This is a genomic window from Bradyrhizobium tunisiense, from assembly GCF_042263385.1.
GTDB classification, from domain to species: domain Bacteria; phylum Pseudomonadota; class Alphaproteobacteria; order Rhizobiales; family Xanthobacteraceae; genus Bradyrhizobium; species Bradyrhizobium tunisiense.
The window spans coordinates 159,435-176,583 of the sequence record NZ_JBHLEV010000006.1; the positions used below are offsets into that span (position 1 = coordinate 159,435).

Consider the following 17,149-nt stretch of genomic DNA (forward strand, 5'->3'; position numbering starts at 1 on the left):
ATGACATCCATCACGACGTCGGCGATCGATACGCCTCAGCGGCGTTCGGTCGAACGGACTTGCGACGATCTGGCCATGCTGGTGCTGGCTGCGGTCGCCGTCATTGCCGGCTTGACCTTCCGCGACTACGGCCTCGGTTGGGACGATTACACTCACGCCGAATATGCCGACCTGTTGCTGCGCATGTTCGGTTCCGGCTTCAAGGACACCGCGGCGCTCTCTTTCGCCAATCTCTACATGTATGGCGGCGGCTTCGACATGGTCGCGGCTCTCCTGCACAAGATCATTCCGCTCGAATTGTTCGAGACGCGGCGTCTGGTCGGCGCCATCGTCGGCGTGATCGGTCTTGCGGTAACGTGGCGGCTCGGCCGCCGCATCGGCGGCCCGCTTGCCGGTCTCGCCTCACTCCTGTTGCTCGCGCTGTGCCCGATCTTCTACGGCCACATGTTCATGAACCCGAAGGACGCGCCCTTCGCAGTGGCCATGGTCGTCCTGATGCTCGGCCTCGTCCGACTCGCCGATGAATATCCGCAGCCGTCGCCGCGCACGATCCTGATCGTCGGCCTCGGCGCCGGCCTTTCGCTCGGCTGCCGCGTTCTCGGCGGTCTCGCGCTGGTCTATGCCTTGATCGCCTTCATCCCGCTCTTCCTGGAAGAATTGCGCAACGAAGGTCTGCGCGAGTCGATCCGCCGCTTCGCCCACGTCCTCTATGTGCTGCTGCCCGGCCTCGTGTTCGGCTACCTCGTGATGGGGCTGATCTGGCCGTGGTCGATCATGGAGCCCGGCAATCCCTTCGAGGCGCTGACCTACTTCTCGCATTTCTTCGAGAAGCCCTGGAAAGAGATGTTCGACGGCGCGATCGTATCGGTGCCGGACATGCCTTGGTCCTATCTGCCGACGCTGTTTGCGCTGCAGCTGCCCGAAGTGATGCTGGTGCTGATGGCCGGCGCCGTGGTCAGCACTTTCGCCGTGCTGCCGCGACGCGAGGTTCCGGCGCGGCGCAAGACCATCCTGCTGATGCTGACGCTGGCCGCAACCCTGCCGCTTGCGATTGCGATGGTGAAGCGGCCGGCGCTGTACAATGGCATCCGCCATTTCGTGTTCGTGATTCCGCCGATGGCCGTGCTCGGCGGCGTCGCTTTCGGCTGGGCCATGGAGCGCCTGCGCGCCAATCACCGCACCTGGCAGCCGGTCGTGCTCGCCACCTTCTGCTTCGGCCTCGCGCTGTCGCTCGCCGAGATGATCCGACTGCATCCCTATCAGTACACCCACTTCAACCATATTGCCGGCACCGTGCGCGGCGCCGACAACCGCTTCATGCTGGACTATTGGGGTCTTGCGCTGAAGCAGGCCTCCGACGAGTTGCGCGAGCAGCTCGTCGAGCGCCAGGAGGTGCCGCCGACCAATCGCAAATGGAAGGTCGCGGTCTGCGGCCCGCAGCGCCCGGCCCAGGTCGCGCTCGGCCCGGACTTCACCATCGGCTGGGATTCCAACGCTGCCGATTTCGCGATGACGCTCGGCGAGTTCTACTGCAAGGGCCTGACCGCGCCCGTGATGGTCGAGATCAAGCGCGACGACGTGGTGTTCGCCCGCGTCTACGACATCCGCGGCCGCAGTATTTCCAGCCTGCTGTCGATTCCGGCGCCGTAGAATTTTCTCCTGAGACGTGGCCCGGATGGAGTGCAGCGAAATCCGGGACCCCTGTCGGAGTGGCCCCGCATTCCGCGGAGCCTGTCATCGGGCGGCGCTTCGCGCCGACCCGTTGGCTCCATGCGGACTACGCTGGACTGCCGCGCTTTGCGCACCTTGCTGCCAACGAGTAGCGGTACTACGCTCCCTCCACGCAACAACGATGTTCGGAGAGACCAGCCATGTCGCCAGCGGAAGCGCGCCTGAAGGAAGTGCCGTCTGATATAACGGAGGCCGAGTGGCAGCAACGGGTCAATCTCGCCGCCTGCTATCGCCTGGTCGCGCTGTACGGCTGGGACGATCTGGTCGACACCCACATCTCCGCGCGCGTGCCCGGTCCCGATCATCACTTCCTCATCAACCCCTACGGGCTGATGTTCGACGAGATCACGGCGTCCAGCCTCGTCAAGGTCGATTTGCACGGCAATCAGCTCTCCGAGAGCGAGTACAGCATCAACCCGGCGGGCTTCACCATCCATTCGGCGATCCACGAGGTGCGCGAGGACGCGATCTGCGTGCTGCATCTCCACACCCTCGACGGCACCGCGGTGTCGAGCTGCGCGGAAGGGCTGCTCCCGCTGAACCAGACGGCCCAGCTCGTCACCCACGACCTCGCCTATCACGACTATGAAGGCATCGCACTCGACCACGACGAGCGGCCGCGGCTCCAGAAGGATCTCGGCGACCACAACCACATGCTGCTGCGTAACCACGGTACGCTCACGGTCGGCCGCTCTGTCGCCTCCGCCTTCGAGCGCATGTATCATCTCGAACGCGCCTGCTCGATGCAGGTGCGCACGCGCGCGCTGGGCACGCCGGTCTATCCGGTCGAGGAGATTGCGATCGAGAAGAACACCGAGTTGCTCGCCAACCGCGATCGCGCCGAGCTGCGCGCCACCAACCTCGTGTGGCCGCCGCTGCTGCGCAAGCTCGACCGCGAGCTTCCGGGCTATCGGTCTTGAGATTTTCGGGATTTGGTGTAGAGTAGCACCCAACTGACCTCTACGCCTCTTGGAATGAAACGCCGCCCAATTCCGGGCGGCGTTTTTATTTGGTGAGCTTCGTTAGCTGACCCAGCCTATGGCAGGTCGTCGCTACACCGCCCGCGCGTCATACGCGTACATGAAATCCATGCCCTTGGCGCCAAGCGGCAGCAGCCATTTCAGCATCTGATTGCGAACCCATGCGCCGGTGGCGCTGAACTCGCGCTTGCCGTTGCCGTTGCGGCGCGCCATGGCGACGATCTTCTCGGTGCGCGGGCGGCGCTCAGCCTCGAAGGCCTGGAAGGTGGCGCCGAGCTCCTGACCCTGCTGCATCAGGCGCGAGAGCCGCATCGCGTCCTCCAGCGCCAGCGAGGCGCCCTGGCCGGCATGGGGGCTGGTCGCGTGCGCGGCATCGCCGATCAGGAGCGAGCGCTTGCGCGACCAGGTCGGCAGGGTTGCGAGATCGAGCGTGTCGGTGACGACGATGTTCTCGGCCGCTTCGATGATGGCGGGGATTGGATCGTGCCAGCCGCGGTGGAAGTCGCGAAGATGCTGCTTCAGTGTCGTCGGATCGAGCGCGCGAAACATCGCCGCGTCCATGCCGTGCGCGGGCTGCGTGCTCCACCACATCACGCCGTCGTTCGGATCGGGGCTGCAATAGCCGTAGCCGAAGAAGCCGCTCCGTCCGAAGGTGGTCTCGACGCGCTGACCGATCGATCTGCCGTCGAGCACGGCGTGCGGCACGAAGCCGCCGAAGCCGATGAGTCCGGTGTCGAACGGTTGCGGTCCGTCCGGGATCACCTGGCGGCGCGTTACCGAGTGCAGGCCGTCGGCGCCGATCAGGAAGTCGCCCTCGGCGGTGCTGCCGTCGGAGAAGTAGGCGATGATCGGCTGGTCGCCGCGGTCCTCGATCTTGATCAGCCGCTTCTCGAAATAGAGCGAGACGCAGGCGCACCAGGACTTGTCGATCAGGATTTCGTTCAGCGTGGCGCGGGAGATGTTCACTGCGGGCTGGCCGAAGCGCCGCGCCATGTCGCGGTTGATCGAGCCGAGCCGTTCGCCCCCTTGCGAATAGAAGTCGAATGCCTCCGCGACCGAGCCGCGGCTGACCAGCTCCTGCGCAAGGCCGATTTCGTCCATGACATGCATGCCGTTCGGCGCGATCTGAAGGCCGCCGCCGATTCCCTTCGAATAGGGCCAGGCCTCGTAGATCTCGGACTCGATGCCGGCCCGGCGGAGCAGGATCGCGGCCACGGGTCCGGCAATGCCGGCGCCGATGATCAGCGCCTTGCGGGGACGATAGGACATGGGCTTGCTCCCGACATTTCCGCGGTGCTAGGGAGAAAAAGGTCGCTAAATATCTTAGCGACTAAGATATATATCGCCTAAGAGATGAGGTGGGCCTTGTCAAGGACGAAGGCGCGGACGGCGCTGTTGCAGCAGCTCGAGGAGGCGATGCGCCGGTCGTCCGCGCAAGGTGTGCTCTACGGGCAAACCGTTGCCAACGTTGCCGGAATTGCCAATTCCGACCTGGAATGCATGGACATCCTGTACCTCGAAGGCCGTGTTACCGCAGGCAGGCTCGCCGAGGTCACGGGCCTCACGACGGGGGCCATCACCGGCGTGGTCGACCGGCTCGAAAAGGCCGGCCTGGTCCGCCGTGAGCGCGACGAGAAGGACCGCCGTAAGGTTTTCATCGCGGTCGTGCCCGAGGCGATCGCAAAGCTCACCCAGTTCTACGTCCCGATGCAGCAGGCCATGGAGAAGGTGTGCGGCGGTTATTCCGACGAGGAATTGCGTCTGCTGCTGCGCTTCGCCAATGAGGGTTACAAGGGCGTGCTCGCGGCCACGGAGGCGCTCAAGCGTTTGCTCGATACGCCGCCGGAAAAGCGGCCCGATCTCAAGCCGAGGACGCGTCCTCGCCAGCCCTGATCTTGTAGATCTGTGCGGCCGCGATCATGCCCCACATCACGCCCAGCATCATCCAGAAGTGCCGCCAGTGGTCGGTGTCGATCACGAAGCTTTCGCCGACTGTGCCGACGAAGGCGGCGAACACGGCGAGATATGCACGCTGCCAGGGCACGCGGACGAAGACGTGCCGGAAGCCCATGATGACGGTGGTGAAGACCAGCGCCGGGTAGCACACGCCGGCAAGCCAGCCGCCGGACATGAAGGCGTTGAGGTAGGAGTTGTGGGTGTCCTCGGGAAAGAAGCGGTGGAATTGCAGTGGGCCGATGCCGAACGGCAGGTCGAGCGCCATCTCCGCACCCAGGATGTGGCGGCCGAACCGGCCGAAGCGGCCTTCGTCGTAGCTCTGGCCGAAGCTTGCGCGCTGCTTGAACATCTCGGCGGTGGAATCGAACGACAGCAGCACCGCGATCAGCGCCAGGCCCAGCACCGCGGCGACCATCGCCATGATGATGATGCGCGAGCGCTGCGCGTTGGTGCGGCTGGTCAGCACCATCAGCGCCAGCATGAAGGCGGAGGTCAGCACCAGCCCGCCCCAGGCGGCACGCGAGAAGGCGAGCAGGATCGCCAGCGACATGATGCCGAAGGCGATGACGTTGCGGACGGCCTTAGCCAGCTTGTCCAAAACCACGCTCTGCAGCGCGAACAGCGCGGGCAGGATCAGGAAGGCGCCGAGCACGTTGGGGTCCTTGAACGTGCCGCGCGCGCGCCCGTAGAGCGTGAGGAGGTCGTTTCCGCCGGGAACGAGGTGGAAATAGCCGGCGACAGCCAACACCGAGGCGACCATCGCACCGACCACGAGGCCGCGGCGGAGCATGTCGAGCCGGGCCAGCGTATCCTCGGACATGACCATGGCGAAGAACACCACGGTGACCGCCATATACCAGGAGGTGGCGATCCAGCTCACCACCTCGGACTTGTCGAACAGCGGGATCGCACTGATGGTGTAGCCGACATTGAGCAGGACCAGAATCAGCACGAGCGGCATCAGCACGAGCCTCAGCCGCAGGCCGGTGGCGAAGAATGTGACGGTGGCGAGCAGCGTCGCGATCTCGTAGGGGCTCGGCTCGATGAACACGATCGCGCCGGAGGCGCCGACCAGCCACACCAGCGCGCGCTGCAGCGCCAGCACGCCGGGCGCAGCCGGTGCGGCCAATTTCACTTCACCGGCTGTCGCCGCATACGCCATCAGACTCTCATACGCTCACGCTACTAGTAGTTACAACTTCCGCTGTCATGCTCCGCGAAAGCGGGGCATCCAGTACTCCGAGCCGTTCGTGGCCGTTCCCGCTGCCGGTGATGACTGGATTGCCCGGTCAAGCCGGGCGATGACAGCGTGACTCGGGGGTAGCAAACTCAATACGCGTTCTCGTTCTTGGTCAGCAGCGAGATCGGCGTCTTCAGGAGAATGTAGAGGTCGAACAGCACCGACCAGTTCTCGATGTAATAGAGGTCGAACTCGACGCGCTTCTGGATCTTCTCTTCGTTGTCGATCTCGCCGCGCCAGCCATTGATCTGGGCCCAGCCGGTGATGCCCGGCTTGACGCGATGGCGGGCGAAATAGCCGTCGACGGCCTCGTCGAACAGCCGGCTCTGCAGCTTGCCCTGCACCGCATGCGGGCGCGGGCCGACCAGGGAGAGATTGCCGGCGAAGACCACGTTGAAGAGCTGCGGCAGCTCGTCGAGGCTGGTCTTGCGGATGAAGCGGCCGACGCGGGTGACGCGCGGATCGTTCTTGGTGACGACCTTCGAGGCCGTGGGATCTGCCTGATGGTGGTACATCGAGCGGAATTTGTAGACGTCGATGCGCTCGTTGTTGAAGCCGAAACGCTTCTGGCGGAACAGCACCGGGCCGGGGCTGTCGAGCTTCACCGCGAGTGCGACGAGGCCCATCACCGGCAGGGCGGCGAGCAGGGCGAGGCTGCCGACGATGCGGTCGAACAGCCATTTCATCACCAGGTCCCAGTCGGTGATCGGCGCCTCGAACACGTCGAGCGTCGGCACCTCGCCGAGATAGGAATAGGAGCGGGGCCGGAAGCGCAGCTTGTTGGTGTGCGCGGAGAGGCGGATGTCGACCGGCAGCACCCAGAGCTTCTTCAGCATCTCCAGGATGCGCGTCTCCGCCGAGATCGGCAGCGCGAACAGCACGAGATCGATGCGGGTGCGGCGGGCGAATTCGACGATGTCGTCGACCTTGCCGAGCTTGCGCGCGCCGGCGCAGGTGTCGAGCGCGCGGCTGTCGTTGCGGTCGTCGAACACGCCGAGCACGTGGATGTCGGAATCCTCCTGCGCCTTCAGCGCTTCGACCAGCTGTTCGCCATTGCTGTCGGAGCCGACGATGATGGTACGGCGGTCGAGCCGGCCCTGGCGCGCCCAGCCGCGCACCAGTGCACGCAGCACAAGGCGCTGGACCATCAGTGCAGCGAGCCCGAGGAAATAGAAGGCGGCAAGCCAGAGCCGCGACACCTCGCTGCCGAACTTGGCGAAGAAGGAGATGCCGATGAACAGCAGAAAGACGAAGGACCAGGACGAGATCATCCGCGTCATCTGCCGCAATTGCCCGCGGAACAGCTGCACCTGGTAGATGTCGGCCGCCTGGAAGCACACCACGGCTGCCAATGCGACGGCGACGACCTGGGCGGGATAGAGCCAGCTGAAGGCGCCGGCGCGCGGCATGACATAGCCGAGATAGAGCGCAAGGCCGACGAGGCTGAGCAGCACGAAGTCGGCGAGGCGCACGAAGCCGGTGATCACGACCGGCGAATAGGCGCGCGCGACCTTCTGGTTGACGATTTCGAGCGCAGCAGGAGAGAGCCGGCGGCGGCGCTCCACAAAGGGCTGGTCGCCAGACTTTGCCGCGGCGCTGGTCGCGGCGTCGAGCATCGAGCGTGCGTTGAGCGGTTCCACGGGCGTCCACGTCCATTCCAGAGCCCGCGGCACGGCCTTGAGCGCCCCGGGCGAGCATCCCCTGGACCCTTGATTATCGGACAAATCGGAAGATTCTCTAAAGCGGACTTAAGAATGGTTAATGATTGGCAAATGCGTCGCGATAGCCGGCGATCACGCCGTCGACCATCGCGGCCTGCGAGAAATGCACCGAGATGCGTTCGCGCAACGAAACCGCACGCTGCGCCGTTGCCTGGGGATCGTCGAGTGCCGCCGCGATCGCCTCGGCCATGGCCTCGGAATTGCTCGGCGCGAACAGGGCCGGACTGTCGGATCCGAAGATCTCGGGAATGCCGCCGATGCGGGCGGCGATCATGGGAATGCCGGCCGCGCCGGCCTCGATCACGACGTAGGGCATGGAATCACCGCGCGAGGGAACGACCAGCAGCCGTCCTTTGGAGAAGCCGTAGCGCGCCTTGACGTGACCGATGAAGCGGATGGCACTGGTGAGGCCGAGCCTCTCGACTTGCGCCTTCAGCGCCGCTGTTTCCTCGCCGTCGCCGCCGAGCGTCAGCGTGACCTTCTTGCCGCCCTCGTGCAGGCGTGCCACGGCATCGACCAGGAGATCCGCGCCCTTGATGTGCCGGAACTCGCCGACATAGCAGAGATCGGTGGCATCGTCGGCGGTCACGACGGGCTCGAATTCCTCCGGGGTGACGCCGTTGAAGACGCAATGCACCACGCCCTTGGGCGTGCCGACGATGCGTTGATAGGTGTCGCGGGCGAACGCGCTCTCGAACAGGAACAGGTCGGTCGCATCCATCAGCGCGCGCTCGAGCCGCGCGTAGAATTCCCCCTTCAGCGTGTTGAGGGGATAGTGCAGCGAGCCGCCATGCGGTGTGTAGACGCGGATGGTATCGTCGGAGCGCCGCCGCATGCGGATGAAGGCGCCGGCCTTGGCGCCGTGGCCGTGCATGACGTCGGGCTTGAGGGTTGCGATCAGGCGCCGCATGCGAAGCCAGACCAGGACGTCGTCGGGCGAGGGCTCGCGGCGGATCGCGAGCCGGTGCACGCCGAGCTTCAGCCGCGGCGCGAGCTCGGCCAGTGCCTTGTCGGCGCGCTCGCCGCCGGTGAGGCTGTCGGCGAGAATGCCGACATGATGGCCGCGATCGACCTGGCCGTTGGCGACGTCGAGGATGTGGCGGAAGATGCCGCCGACGGGCGCGCGCACGGCGTGCAGGATACGAAGCGGCCGGTCGGGAGAGGGGGGCATGATCAAAACCAGCGCTCGACGGCGTATGCCGAACAATTCAACGAAATATCGAGACGGATTAAGGGCCCTCGTGGTTAACAAACGGTGACGAGCGCGTGCGCGGCGAGCGCCGGACGCTGCGATTAACCCAGCGGCAACCTTAATGGAGTGTAATCGCCGGGGTTGAGGTAGCTTGGTGGCGTTGCCCCTGCGGGAGTGTTCGATGCGTTTAGCGTTTTGGCGTGCCGGCAAGGACCAGGCTGTGGTTGCGCGGGCTGTTTCAAAATCCAAAGCCGACGCCGCGCCCAAAGTTGAAAGCAAGCTCGAGGCAAAGGTCGAAGCCGAGGTCGAGCCCGGGCCTGCGCCCATCGTCACCAGGCAGCCACAAGTCGAATCCGGCGACATCGACCTGCACGCGCTCGGCGCGGCATTGGCGCGCAGGCGCGGCTGGATCATCGCGCCGACGGTGCTGGCGCTCGTTGCATCCATTGCCGTCGTCAATCTCGTTACGCCCCGCTACAAGTCCGAATCGCGCATCCTCATCGATGGCCGCGAGAACGTGTTCCTGCGCCCGAGCAGCGACCGCAACGAGGAGCGCCAAGCGCTCGACGCCGAGGCCGTCACCAGCCAGGTGCAGCTCCTGCTGTCGCGCGATCTCGCGCGCGAGATTATCAAGAAGAACAAGCTGGCCGAGCGCCCCGAATTCGATCCGGTACTGCAGGGCATCTCGCCGCTGAAGTCGCTGGCCGCGATGATCGGTATCGGCCGCGATCCGTTCTCGATGACGCCGGAAGAACGCGTGCTCGATGCCTATTACGAGCGCCTCCAGGCCTATGCGGTCGACAAGTCGCGGGTGATCGTCGTCGAATTCCAGTCCGCCGATCCCGAGCTTGCCGCCCGCGTCGCCAATTCGATCGCCGACGGCTATCTCGTGCTGCAGCAGGGCGTGCGCCAGGAGCAGGCCAAGAACGCCAGCCAGTGGCTTGCGGGCGAGATCGAGAGTTTGCGCAAGAAGGTCTCCGACGCCGAGGCCAGGGTCGAGGACTTCCGTTCCAAGTCGTCACTCTTCATTGGTACCAACAACACGACGCTGTCGAACCAGCAGATGGGTGAAGTCAACACCCAGCTCAACAATGCGCGCTCGATGAAGGCCGACGCGGAGTCCAAGGCGCGGCTGATCAAGGAGATGCTCCAGAGCGGCAAGCCGATCGAAGCATCCGAAGTCGTGAACTCAGAACTGATGCGGCGGCTGTCGGAGCAGAGGGTGACGTTGCGCGCGCAGCTCGCCGAACAGTCGTCCACGCTGCTCGGCAATCACCCGCGGATCAAGGAGCTGAAGGCCCAGCTCGGCGATCTCGACAACCAGATCCGCGACGAAGCGGCCAAGATCTCGCGCTCGCTCGAGAGCGACGCCCGGATTGCCAGCGGCCGGGTCGATGGCCTGACCGTGAGTCTCGAGCAGCTCAAGAAGCAAGCGGCCTCGACCAACGGCCAGGACGTCCAGCTTCGCGCACTGGAGCGTGAGGCAAAGGCGCAGCGCGACCTGCTCGAGACCTACCTCGCCAAGTACCGCGAGGCCAACACCCGCGAGACTATCGACACGGCGCCGACCGACGGACGCATCATTTCGCGCGCCATCGTCTCGAACACGCCGGCCTATCCGAAGAAGCTGCCGATCGTGCTGATCGCGACGATCGCGACGCTGCTGCTCTCGTCCGGCGTCGTCGTCACCGGCGAGCTGCTCCGCCAGACCGCGCCGCGCGCCGTGGCGGCGGTGCGCCCGGCACAGGCGCCGGTGCGCCAAAGGGCGACGGTTCAGCCGGTCGTCGAGCCGATCGCCGATCCCGGCATCGCCACCCCTTTGGCAGAGCCCGCGCCGCTCCAGCCGGAGATGGCGACCGATATGGACGTCACCGAATTCACCGAGATCGAGCATCTCGCCGACAGCCTGCGCGCCGCCGGCGCCGCGGCGAAGAAGATCACCGTGCTCGGCACCGCCTCAGGCGAAGCCATCACGCTGTCGACGCTGACGCTCGCCCGGCATCTGGCGCGCGAGGCGCGCGTCGTCGTGGTCGATCTCGCCGCGTCCTCGCCGACGATCGCCGTGGTGTCGGTCGATGCCTCGGCTTCCGGCCTTGCCGAACTGATGCAGGGCGAGGCATCGTTCGCGCAGATCATCACCCGGGACAAGCTGTCGCGGCTGCATCTCGTCATGGCCGGTCGTCCCGGTTTCGACCGCAGCCTGCTGCAATCGCCGCGGGTGACGCTCGCCATCGACGCGCTGCTGCGCGCCTATGATCACGTGCTGATCGACGCCGGCAGCGCCTCAGACCTTCCAGCCGAGTTGCTGACGGCGCATGCCCGCGCCGTCGTCGTGCCCGATGCGTCGATGGCGAGCGATGCACGCACGCTGATGTGCGAGCAGCTGAGGGCCGTCGGCTTCAGCGAGGTGACGATGCTGAGCAAGCCCGTGCAGCCGTCGGATGCGGTGGAAGCGCCGCGCGTCGTGGCGGCGTAAGCTCTCTTCGCACACTCGGAATCGTAGGGGGGCAAAGGCGCGTTTGCGCCGTGCCCACCACCTGTCCAATGTAGGAACGGAAGACGTGGGCACGCTCCGCTTTGCCCACCCTACGATATCGGCGTTCGCGGAGAATTTCTACCCGAACGCCTGCCGCAGCCGCCGCGCCAGGTCGAACAACATCTGGTTCTGCTTCACCAGCCGCTTGCCGCAGCTCAGCGAGGACATCGCCATCGCCGCGAGTTTTCCGCGCGAAGTCAACGGAACGAAACTGTCGAAGATGTCTTCGTCGTCCTTGCAGAACATCCGCTTGTAGTCGTCCGAACCGATGCCGAGGTCGAGCGAGCGGTAGCCGCGCTCGCCGTAGCGATCGATGATATAGCGCATCAGGATCAGACCGGGGCTGTAGCGTGCGTGCTCGGACATCGTGTAGGTGTTGAACATCATCGAGAAACGCTCGCCGTCGGCGACCCCCGCGAAGATCGCAATCACCTCGTCGTCGCATTCGAGCGCGTGGATGTCGATGACGCGGCCTTCACCGCGCGGCGCAAGGCAGGCGCTGCGGACGAACTGTTCGACGCCGGGCTCGGCGAAGACGTTCGGGAGCTTCTGTTCCGCCATCCGCACCGGCTTGACGCGAAAGAACCAGTCGAGCAGGCGGGTGACGTCTGCATCGGTAGTGGCGAGGTAATAGCGGTAGCCCGGGAGTGCCTGGAGCTTCTTTTCCTTGCTCTTGAGGCGGCGCCGGAAGGAATTGCTGATCCGCGATGCCGGCGGCACGCCCGGCTCCATCACCAGCTTCGGGCAGCCGTTGATCGCGCTCTGTCGCGGCAGCAGTGCGAACGGGTTCTGCTGGTCGTGCCAGCGCAGTGGTTGCTGCGTCAGCGCGAGCACGTCGATGTGCTCACCGAGCGGCGCAAGCAACGCCTCGAGATCGGCGCTGGTGGTCTGCGCAGCGCACTCCACGTTCCACAGGCCCATGTTGAAGGTCGTGTGCTTGCCGCCCATGAAGCAGGCCGTGCGCACGCCGTGGCCGTGGCGTAGCGAGAGCGGCAGCAGCAAGAGCGGCCTGTGCTCGGCGTCGCGGGCGATGACGACGAACGGGCGCGCGCCCTCGCGCTCGCCGACCAGTCGCTGCCAGGGGCTCAGCAGATCGAACCGCTGATAGGGCGTGAAGAGATGGCCGGGCTCCTCGAATGCGCGCCAGAGCGCCTCGACGGCGCCGAGATCGGTGACGATATCGACATGCGCGATCCTGCCCGCTTTCGACCGCGCTGGCGCTTCTGCCGTCCGGCTTTGCATCGCCGCAGCCATGGTCATTCGCGAAACCTGTCGAGAAATCAAGAATTTGCGTAATCGGCCTAGGGCCGACCTTTGCAAAGAAATGTCAACAAAGGGTAAGGACAATGGGAGCGGGAACAGGCGCCCGCGGGCGCGAAGGGTGGGATATTGGCATCCGACGACAGATGGCTGGAACGGCTGCGCCTCGAACTGGCCTGGTTCACCGGCCGGGCCGCGCTGCGCAGTCGCGGTGCCGGTGCCATCCTGCGCTTTGAACGGGTGCGCCCGCGGCGTGGCGGGTTTCAGCCGCTGCGCGCGCACGAGATCACGCCGCAATTTCTCGACCGCGCCATTCGCGCGCTCAAGCGCTGGAAGTATGATTTTCTCGGCATGGACGAGGTCTGCCGGCGCGCGGTGACGCTGGCGGAGCAGCGGCGCTTCGTGGCGCTCACCTTCGACGGTGCCAACAAGGATCTGATCGACTTTGCCTACCCGACGTTGGCGCATCACGCCGTGCCCTTTACGGTCTACGTACCTACCGCCTTTCCCGACGGCGTCGGACAGGCCTGGTGGCTCGGGCTCGAACAGGTGATCGCGCGCGAGAGTCGCATCAGCCTGATGATGGCGGAGAAGGAGCAACGCTTCGTCGTCACCGATCGTGCCGAGAAGCAGGCGCTGTTTTCGCATCTCGAGAGCTGGCTGCGCTCGCTGCCGCCCGCCGATCTGTCGGCGGCGATCGCCGATCTCTGTACGCGCTATCGGATCGACCTCGCCGCGCTCTCGCGCGAGGCGTCGATGAATTGGGAGGATCTGGCGAAGCTGGCGGCCGATCCGCTGGTTACGATCGGCAGCGCCACCGTGAATTATCCCGTGCTCGCCAACATGAAGGACGCAGCCGCGCTCCGCGAGCTGACGATGGGCAAGGCGGTCGCCGAAGCGGCCTTCGGGCGCGAGATCCGCCATCTGGCCTTTCCGTTCGGTGATCGCGCCGCGTTCCGGCGCAGTCACGTCATGATGGCGGAGGAGGCCGGCTTTGCCAGCGCGGTGTCGACGATATCAGGCATCGTGGATGCGGAAGGGCGGACCAATCTGCGGGCGCTGCCGCGGATTTCATGGGACGGCCGTGTGCGCTCGCTGCGCATGTTGCGCGTGCTGGTGTCGGGCGTCGCCTTTGCGCCGGTGAAGCCGACAGGTGCTGCGAACTAGAGGCTACGAATTGGATCTGGCGCGATCGGGACGCTGCATCCAGCTCACGATCGGCATCGCAGGCAGCACCCAGCCCATGCCGACGACGACGTAATAGATGGCCTGCCGCCAGCCGGACTCGGCAATCCAGGGCATCTGCGCGGCCGCCATGCCGAGCAGGGCCCATACGGTGGCCAGCACCAGGAGCAGGATGGCGCCGAGGAACTTGCGGGTGCGGATCGTCATGGCGGGAGCTTGCGGCCTTCGCGTAACTTGCGCTGCGGGAGCGGGGGACTATAAGGGGCACGCAGTCCGGTTCAAGCCCTGGTTTTAACCCCTGAAATGACGACAAATTCCGTTCCAACCAACCCGCATCGCGCCGTGCGCTGGTGGCTGATTGTCGTCGCCGCGCTGATTGCACTGATGGTGCTGGTCGGCGGCGCGACGCGGCTGACGGAATCCGGACTCTCCATCGTCGAATGGAAGCCGGTTACGGGCAGCGTGCCGCCGCTGTCGGAGGCGCAGTGGTCCGAGGCGTTCGAGGCCTACAAGCAGATCCCGCAATATCGCGAGCTCAACGCGGGCATGAGCCTGTCCGAGTTCAAGCAGATCTTCTGGTGGGAGTGGAGCCACCGCTTGCTCGGCCGCTTCATCGGCGTCGCCTATCTCTTGCCGTTCCTGTTCTTCCTGTGGCGTGGTGGCCTGTCCGGCGAATTGAAGCGGCGGCTGTGGCTGTTGTTCGCGCTCGGCGGCCTGCAAGGTGCGGTCGGCTGGTGGATGGTCGCCTCGGGTCTTTCGGGACGCACCGAGGTGTCGCAATATCGGCTGGCGGCGCATCTGATGCTGGCGCTGCTGATCTTCGCCGGCATCGTCTGGACGGTGCGGCGGCTCCGGGAGCGGCCGCAGATCGCAGCGTCGGCGCGCCTGCGCTTCACGAGCGCGCTGCTCCTCTGCGTCACCGTCGTGCAAATCTATTTCGGCGCGCTGGTCGCGGGCCTGCGCGCCGGGCGTGCCTACAATACCTGGCCGCAGATCGACGGCGCGTTCATTCCGTCGGCGGAGCGGCTGTGGTTCGAGACGCCGTGGTGGCGCAACATGTTCGACAATGTGCTGACGGTGCAGTTCGAGCACCGCATGACGGCCTATTTTCTGTTCGCGCTGGCGGCGCTGCACGCGATCGACGCGGTGCGCTCACGGGCAGGGGCGGCTGCGAGCGGTGCGCTGTGGCTGTTCGCGGCGGTGAGCCTGCAGGCGGTGCTCGGCATTCTCACGCTGGTCAACCAGGTGCCGATTGATCTTGCGCTGTCGCACCAGGCAGTTGCGATCGTGGTGCTGACGCTTGCGGTGGTGCAGGTGGAACGGCTCGTTTCACGCCAGCAGGCGCACGCGCAGCCGCGCGCGGTTCCGGTCGGTCAGGCCGGCTGATCGGATCAGCAATAGCCGTAGACTCCGCAGGCATAGGGCAGCCGCCAGAAATAATCGACTTGCTTCCCGCCGTAATACGCGCCTTGATAATCGTAGCTCCACGGGCGGCCGTAGTAGCCCGGCAGCGTGTGCGAGCCCGGCAGCAGCGGTGTGCCCGGCAGGTTGCGGATGTAGCTGCCGATGCCATAGGCCGGCGAGATCAGGGCGTCCGGATCGGTCTCGACATAGACCTTCGGCGGCTCCTGCGGCAGAGCGGCGGCCCGCCGCTTCGGCGTGGCCGGCAGGTCGGCGGCAACGGCAGCCGATACCGTCAGCGTCACTGCCAGGGCAGGCATCATCCAGCGCAACATCTTCGGCTCCGAATCAAAAGGGCGATCCAGCGACGATGTATGCGGCAGATATGGTTAACGACTGTTAACCGACGGTCGTCTCGCGACCGTCATTCCGGGGCGGTCCTGCAGGATCGACCCCGGAATCTAGAGCTTGCAAGGAAATATCGAGAGTCCGGGTTCGCGCTGTCGCGCGCCCCGGAGTGACGAGAGTGATCTTACGCCCCCAGCGCCTGCTCCAGATCCGCGATCAGATCTTCCTTGTCCTCGATGCCGACCGAGAGCCGCACCACGTCGGGGCCGGCGCCGGACTTCACCTTGGCGGCATCGTCGAGCTGGCTGTGCGTGGTCGAGGCCGGATGGATGACCAGCGAGCGGGTGTCGCCGACATTGGCCAGATGCGAGAACAGCTGCAGTTTCGACACCAGGCTGACGCCGGCGTCATAGCCGCCCTTCAGGCTGAAGGTGAACACGGCGCCCGCGCCCTTCGGCGCGTATTTGCGTGCGAGCTGGTTGTACTTGTCGCTGGCAAGGCCGGCATAGTTGACGGAGGCGACCGCCGGATGTCCCGCGAGGAATTCAGCGACGGCCTTGGCGTTGTCGCAGTGCTTCTGCATGCGCAACGGCAGCGTCTCGATACCGGTCAGGATCATGAAGGCATTGAACGGCGACAGCGCGGGACCGAGGTCGCGCAGGCCGAGCACGCGGCAGGCGATCGCGAAGGCGAAATTGCCGAAGGTCTCCTGCAGGCGGATGCCGTGATATTCGGGCCGCGGCTCCGACAGCATCGGATACTTGCCGCCGGTGGACCAGTCGAAGGTACCGGCATCGACGATGATGCCGCCGAGCGAATTGCCGTGACCGCCGAGGAATTTCGTCAGCGAGTGCACGACGATGTCGGCGCCGTGGTCGATCGGGCGGATCAGATAGGGCGAAGCGAGCGTGTTGTCGACGATCAGCGGCACGCCGGCCTTGCGCGCCACGGTCGAGATCGCCTCGATGTCGGTGATGCTGCCGGCGGGATTGGCGATGGACTCGATGAAGATCGCCTTGGTGCGCGGCGTCACGGCGCGCTCGAAGCTTGCGATGTCATCGGGATCGGCCCACACCACGTTCCAGCCGAAGCTCTTGAACGCATGCGTGAACTGGTTGATCGAGCCGCCATAGAGCTTTCGCGCGGCGATGAACTCGTCGCCGGGCTGGAGCAGTTGCTGCAATATCACGACCTGCGCGGCGTGGCCCGAGGCCACCGCAAGCGCAGCCGTGCCGCCTTCGAGGGCCGCGACGCGCTCTTCCAGCACAGCGTTGGTGGGATTGCCGATGCGGGTATAGATGTTGCCGAATGCCTGCAGGCCGAACAGCGAGGCGGCGTGGTCGGCATCGTTGAAGACGAACGAGGTCGTTTGATAAATCGGAGTCGCGCGCGCACCGGTGGTGGGGTCGGGCTGTGCACCGGCATGCACGGCGAGGGTTGAAAATCCCGGAAGGCGATCGCTCATTGAGGGCGTCCTGTTTTCTTTGGTCTGAAATCGCGCGGCATGCTGATGGGCGCGGTGCCCGCCGTCAAGGTGCCGCTTCACATCAATGCCATTTGGGCATGATCGTGCTACGCATTGTCGCGTTCGCGAAAGGA

At 65.3% G+C, this 17,149-nt stretch carries 14 protein-coding genes; 6 read left to right on the forward strand and 8 right to left on the reverse strand.

Annotated features, from left to right (window positions below; genetic code table 11):
* Nucleotides 1–1,650, forward strand: coding sequence for an ArnT family glycosyltransferase (locus ACFDR6_RS25395; protein WP_212089783.1), 1,650 nt, complete (start codon nucleotides 1–3; stop codon nucleotides 1,648–1,650).
* A gap of 221 nt (nucleotides 1,651–1,871) precedes the next feature.
* Complete coding sequence (locus tag ACFDR6_RS25400; RefSeq protein ID WP_375859910.1) at nucleotides 1,872–2,651, forward strand: class II aldolase/adducin family protein; 780 nt, start codon at nucleotides 1,872–1,874, stop codon at nucleotides 2,649–2,651.
* A 132-nt stretch (nucleotides 2,652–2,783) separates the two neighbouring features.
* Here ACFDR6_RS25400 and ACFDR6_RS25405 read toward each other — a convergent pair whose 3' ends face one another.
* Complete coding sequence (locus tag ACFDR6_RS25405) at nucleotides 2,784–3,980, reverse strand: FAD-dependent monooxygenase (protein WP_375859911.1); 1,197 nt, start codon at nucleotides 3,978–3,980, stop codon at nucleotides 2,784–2,786.
* A 147-nt stretch (nucleotides 3,981–4,127) separates the two neighbouring features.
* Here ACFDR6_RS25405 and ACFDR6_RS25410 point away from each other — a divergent pair, with 147 nt between their 5' ends.
* Nucleotides 4,128–4,604 (forward strand): MarR family transcriptional regulator, encoded by a 477-nt coding sequence (locus ACFDR6_RS25410; RefSeq protein WP_212090396.1) that lies wholly within the window; start codon nucleotides 4,128–4,130, stop codon nucleotides 4,602–4,604.
* Here the strand turns inward: ACFDR6_RS25410 and ACFDR6_RS25415 are convergent.
* From ACFDR6_RS25415 to ACFDR6_RS25425, 3 genes are all read right to left on the reverse strand, one after another.
* Complete coding sequence (locus ACFDR6_RS25415) at nucleotides 4,573–5,829, reverse strand: O-antigen ligase family protein (protein ID WP_212089795.1); 1,257 nt, start codon at nucleotides 5,827–5,829, stop codon at nucleotides 4,573–4,575. The two genes, ACFDR6_RS25410 and ACFDR6_RS25415, sit on opposite strands and share 32 nt — an antisense overlap.
* Nucleotides 5,830–5,996: 167 nt before the next feature.
* Nucleotides 5,997–7,547 carry an undecaprenyl-phosphate glucose phosphotransferase gene (locus ACFDR6_RS25420; protein ID WP_212089797.1) on the reverse strand — a complete coding sequence of 517 codons (1,551 nt, stop codon included), beginning with the start codon at nucleotides 7,545–7,547 and terminating at the stop codon, nucleotides 5,997–5,999.
* Between the two features lie 118 nt (nucleotides 7,548–7,665).
* Complete coding sequence (locus tag ACFDR6_RS25425) at nucleotides 7,666–8,799, reverse strand: glycosyltransferase family 4 protein (RefSeq protein ID WP_375859912.1); 1,134 nt, start codon at nucleotides 8,797–8,799, stop codon at nucleotides 7,666–7,668.
* Between the two features lie 202 nt (nucleotides 8,800–9,001).
* Between ACFDR6_RS25425 and ACFDR6_RS25430 the strand changes: the two genes are divergently transcribed.
* Nucleotides 9,002–11,296 carry a GumC family protein gene (locus ACFDR6_RS25430; protein ID WP_375859913.1) on the forward strand — a complete coding sequence of 765 codons (2,295 nt, stop codon included), beginning with the start codon at nucleotides 9,002–9,004 and terminating at the stop codon, nucleotides 11,294–11,296.
* 138 nt (nucleotides 11,297–11,434) lie between these two features.
* Here the strand turns inward: ACFDR6_RS25430 and ACFDR6_RS25435 are convergent, their stop codons facing one another.
* A complete protein-coding gene (locus ACFDR6_RS25435) occupies nucleotides 11,435–12,616 on the reverse strand; it encodes a GNAT family N-acetyltransferase (protein ID WP_375859914.1) in 1,182 nt (393 codons plus the stop codon).
* A 129-nt stretch (nucleotides 12,617–12,745) separates the two neighbouring features.
* Here ACFDR6_RS25435 and ACFDR6_RS25440 point away from each other — a divergent pair, with 129 nt between their 5' ends.
* Nucleotides 12,746–13,783 (forward strand): polysaccharide deacetylase family protein, encoded by a 1,038-nt coding sequence (locus tag ACFDR6_RS25440; protein WP_375859915.1) that lies wholly within the window; start codon nucleotides 12,746–12,748, stop codon nucleotides 13,781–13,783.
* A 3-nt stretch (nucleotides 13,784–13,786) separates the two neighbouring features.
* On the opposite strand, the gene ACFDR6_RS25445 is transcribed toward ACFDR6_RS25440, so the two are convergent.
* A complete protein-coding gene (locus ACFDR6_RS25445; RefSeq protein WP_212089807.1) occupies nucleotides 13,787–14,008 on the reverse strand; it encodes a DUF2842 domain-containing protein in 222 nt (73 codons plus the stop codon).
* Nucleotides 14,009–14,104: 96 nt separating this feature from the next.
* Between ACFDR6_RS25445 and ACFDR6_RS25450 the strand changes: the two genes are divergently transcribed.
* Nucleotides 14,105–15,187 carry a COX15/CtaA family protein gene (locus tag ACFDR6_RS25450; protein WP_317243820.1) on the forward strand — a complete coding sequence of 361 codons (1,083 nt, stop codon included), beginning with the start codon at nucleotides 14,105–14,107 and terminating at the stop codon, nucleotides 15,185–15,187.
* A gap of 5 nt (nucleotides 15,188–15,192) precedes the next feature.
* Here ACFDR6_RS25450 and ACFDR6_RS25455 read toward each other — a convergent pair whose 3' ends face one another.
* Both ACFDR6_RS25455 and ACFDR6_RS25460 read right to left on the reverse strand, forming a co-directional pair.
* On the reverse strand, nucleotides 15,193–15,537 hold the full coding sequence (locus tag ACFDR6_RS25455) for a hypothetical protein (RefSeq protein ID WP_212089811.1): 345 nt from the start codon (nucleotides 15,535–15,537) through the stop codon (nucleotides 15,193–15,195).
* Between the two features lie 197 nt (nucleotides 15,538–15,734).
* On the reverse strand, nucleotides 15,735–17,015 hold the full coding sequence (locus tag ACFDR6_RS25460) for an O-acetylhomoserine aminocarboxypropyltransferase (RefSeq protein ID WP_212089813.1): 1,281 nt from the start codon (nucleotides 17,013–17,015) through the stop codon (nucleotides 15,735–15,737).
* Nucleotides 17,016–17,149 lie beyond the last annotated feature (134 nt).